Here is a 3,570-nt window from a genome sequence, read left to right as displayed (position 1 = left end):
CAAAGATTCTTCGACAGGCTATGAATGACAGTTCGTGAGTTCTAAGTTGTGAGTTATTAGTCTTATGTGATAAGTTAATATTAATTACTTATTATACCATTTACATCCTACCGCAATAGCGATTGTAGTGGATATCCTTTTTGCGGAGCGTGCTAGCGAAGTAAAAAGATTGGAAAGGAAAGCGCGACCTGAAGGGATTGCCCAATTATTAATATCTTTATTAGTTAATTTGAATTTAAAAGTTGTTTTAAATCAGTTGCTAATTTTAATGAAAAGGAATCTGCTCCTTTATAATTCATGTGTGTTGTATTATAGAAATATTTTTTTTGATAGCTGATTGTATCTTTTGAATAATCTATAAATGGTATTTTGTATTTGTTGATTGTTGACTTGTAATATTTTATTATTTCTTCGCGATTTGTCATATAAGGTTGTCCTTTATAATATTCTGGAGATAGAATAAATATAAGTTGTATATTTTTTTTGTTACAAAGATTGATTAATTGTTCTAGAAGTAAAAAATCTACTCTGTTGAAGTTTGATGGTTTTCTTTGGAGTTTTTCCCAATTTACATTCCACTTACGATTATAAGACTTGAATCCATTGTCTCGAAAAAAACCGTCTTTGTTTAATTTTTCTTTTTTGGAACGAGTAATTTGGTCTTTCCAGTATTTTTGATTCCTATAACGGTATAAAGGGAATACAACATCTAAAAAACTTGTATCCTTATATTCTTTTAAAGCATTATACAATTTAAAATTCCATAGCATGAAAGGTGCATATTGATTGGGTTGAAAAACTGAATCTATATGTGAAAATGAAAATGTATCTAAATTCCAAACTACTATTTTGGGTTTTACATTATTATTTAAATATAATTTGAATCTATAAAACTGCATTTTAAATTTACTTCCATTTAATCCAAAATTATATGTTTTGAGTTTTAAATTATTCTCTAAAATTTCCGGATTTATTTGAATAAATGCTCTCGAAGAACCATAAATAGCTAATTCTGGATTTGTTTCTCCTTTTTCTATTTTATCCCACTCTTGTACTTCACCACTAAATAGTGGCAATTTTTTTAATTGATTGGAATAATAAATATCTATGCATATTAATATAGAATAGAATGTAAAAAATAGAATGAAAAAGAATTTTATTATTTTCATTTTTTCAACATCTCTATATGTGGAATATTATCTTCTAAGTATTCTTCTGATACTTGTTGAAATCCAAAAGACTCGTAAAATGATTTTAAATATAATTGTGCAGATATTCTGATTGCTGTTGATTGAAAATTATTTTCTATTACTTGAATTGAATTAAGTAATAATTGCTTTCCAAAACCTTGTCCTCTATATTTATTATTTGATATAACACGACCAATAGACGGTTCTTCTTTATAAGAAATACCTTTGGGAACGATACGGGAATATGCAACTATATCATCTTCTACTGTTGCCCATAGATGTCCTGATACAAAATCTTTGTTATCGCAATCTTGATATACACAGTTTTGCTCGACAACAAAAACTTGATTTCTTAATTGGATAATTTTATATAGTTCTTGTAATGTTAAATCGTTAAACTCTTTATAATTCCATATTACATTATTCATATTAATCTAATTTAGAGTATTTTGCTATAATATTTTCGAACACTTTTTGTGGTAAAATACTTTTTAAAGTAACTGACAGTTTTTGCATTGATTTACCTATATAATAATGAGGTCTTAGATTTTTCTGAGAAAGAATTTTTTCTACTATTGGAATTAAATCTTCTGTAGGTGTTCCTAATTCTACTTCATGATCTATATCCGCAACCATTGCATCGTATCTATTTTGATAAAATTTAGACACAAATGATTTTACTCTACTTTCTGCAATATTTGTTTTTATATCTCCAAAATTTAATGTTGCAATTTCTAATCCTGTATTTCTATTTTCTAAACGAACAGATTCTACTAAACGATCTATCATTGCTTTTGATGCTGAATAATATCCTCGGAATGGCAATCCATTATTACTTGCAATTGATGAAACATTTAAAATATATCCAGATTTTTGTTTACGCATAATAGGTAAAACTTCTTGCATTGTATAGATCGTTCCATAAACATTAACGTTTAATAATTTTTCTATATCTTCTTTTGAAGCATCTTCTACAGAACCTAACATACCTACACCAGCATTGTTTATTAAAACATCTATTTGTTGGTCGGTTTCAGATAATATTTGTTGAAAAGATTGTTTTACACTTTCTTTATTTGAAACATCAGTTGTTATATGTCTAAATTTTTCTTGACCTTTAGCTGTTCTTGATAAACCATATACTTTGTGTCCTTGCTCTTGAAAATAATTTGCTAATGTTAATCCAACTCCCGAAGAGGTTCCTGTAATTACAATAACTTTTGATTGCATAATCCCATTATATTAGAAGACAAAACTACATAATATCACATAAATATTAATAAAAATATAATTTTGAAAAAACATTTATAAAAGAATCTATAAATTTGTGCGTTAATTTTATAAAGTAAAAATTTGAATCCCAAAACTAAAAAATACATTATCACAGGAATAAAGCTATCTATTAGCTTTATTTTAATCTATTATATTTTCTTTGTAAAACTACATGTTACGGAAATATTTAGTCATTATAAAAATGCTAATTGGCTATATATTATAATTGCTACTTTACTTTATGTAGCTTCACAAGCACTTTCTATCTTTCGATTAGATTACTATTTTAAGGATATTAATTTGAGTTTATCTTATAAATCCAATGCTCGTCTTTATTTTTTAGGAATGTTTTATAATACTTTTGTTCCTGGAGGTATTGGTGGAGATGCATACAAAGTATACATACTAAATAAAAATTATGATATAAGTCTTAAAAAGATTTCACAAGCTGTATTTTTAGATAAAATTATAGGCTTATGTGCCATGTTATTAATGATTATTTTCCTAATTTACTTTTCTAATCTTACAGATTTTGTTTGGATACAATATGGCTCATTAATAGGTTCATTAATAGGATTTGTAGCTGTACCTTTTATACTAGGAATTATATTCCCTATACACAAACGTACTTTTTTTAATTCCATGATATATTCTATCGTTCTACAATTATTACAAGTAGGAATGCTATATTTTGTATTGGAGGGATTGAATATCCATCCTGATAATTTTAGTATTTATTTATTAATATTTTTAATTTCTGGAATATTATCAATTATATCATTTAGTGGATTTGGAATAAGAGAAGCTGTTTTCTTATATGCTGCACAACGATTCAATTTTAATGAATCTTTGGCAACAAGTGCTGCATTTATATTTTCTATAATTACAATTCTTATATCATTTATTGGAATAATTTACCTATTTAAAGGAGTGAAAATTGAAGAAAAGAAAACAAAAACAAAAATTTATTTCGAATAACGTTAAAATTATTTTACTGAAATAAAAATAGTTAAATAAAAAGATTAAAAAATATTTCATTTTTTTTATTTCATGTATTTGGATTATTCAAAAACAGCCCTATATTTGCAATCCAATTACGAAGGTCTCT

General features: G+C 25.9%; 4 protein-coding genes. 1 reads left to right on the top strand and 3 read right to left on the bottom strand.

From position 1 onward, the window contains the following. Window positions 1–224: 224 nt before the first annotated feature. From RT575_RS15555 to RT575_RS15545, 3 genes are all read right to left on the bottom strand, one after another. Window positions 225–1,076, bottom strand: coding sequence for a hypothetical protein (locus RT575_RS15555; protein ID WP_313582048.1), 852 nt, complete (start codon window positions 1,074–1,076; stop codon window positions 225–227). An 89-nt stretch (window positions 1,077–1,165) separates the two neighbouring features. Continuing rightward, window positions 1,166–1,618 (bottom strand): GNAT family N-acetyltransferase, encoded by a 453-nt coding sequence (locus tag RT575_RS15550; protein WP_313582046.1) that lies wholly within the window; start codon window positions 1,616–1,618, stop codon window positions 1,166–1,168. A gap of 1 nt (window position 1,619) precedes the next feature. Then, window positions 1,620–2,420 carry an SDR family NAD(P)-dependent oxidoreductase gene (locus tag RT575_RS15545; RefSeq protein WP_313582044.1) on the bottom strand — a complete coding sequence of 267 codons (801 nt, stop codon included), beginning with the start codon at window positions 2,418–2,420 and terminating at the stop codon, window positions 1,620–1,622. Between the two features lie 123 nt (window positions 2,421–2,543). On the opposite strand from RT575_RS15545, the gene RT575_RS15540 reads away from it, so the two are divergent. Further along, on the top strand, window positions 2,544–3,440 hold the full coding sequence (locus RT575_RS15540; protein ID WP_313386997.1) for a lysylphosphatidylglycerol synthase transmembrane domain-containing protein: 897 nt from the start codon (window positions 2,544–2,546) through the stop codon (window positions 3,438–3,440). Window positions 3,441–3,570: the final 130 nt, after the last annotated feature.

It is taken from the genome of Chishuiella sp. (assembly GCF_032109125.1).
Classification (GTDB): domain Bacteria; phylum Bacteroidota; class Bacteroidia; order Flavobacteriales; family Weeksellaceae; genus Empedobacter.
Note: the sequence above shows the minus strand (reverse complement) of the source record. Positions and strands in the feature narration are given on the sequence as shown.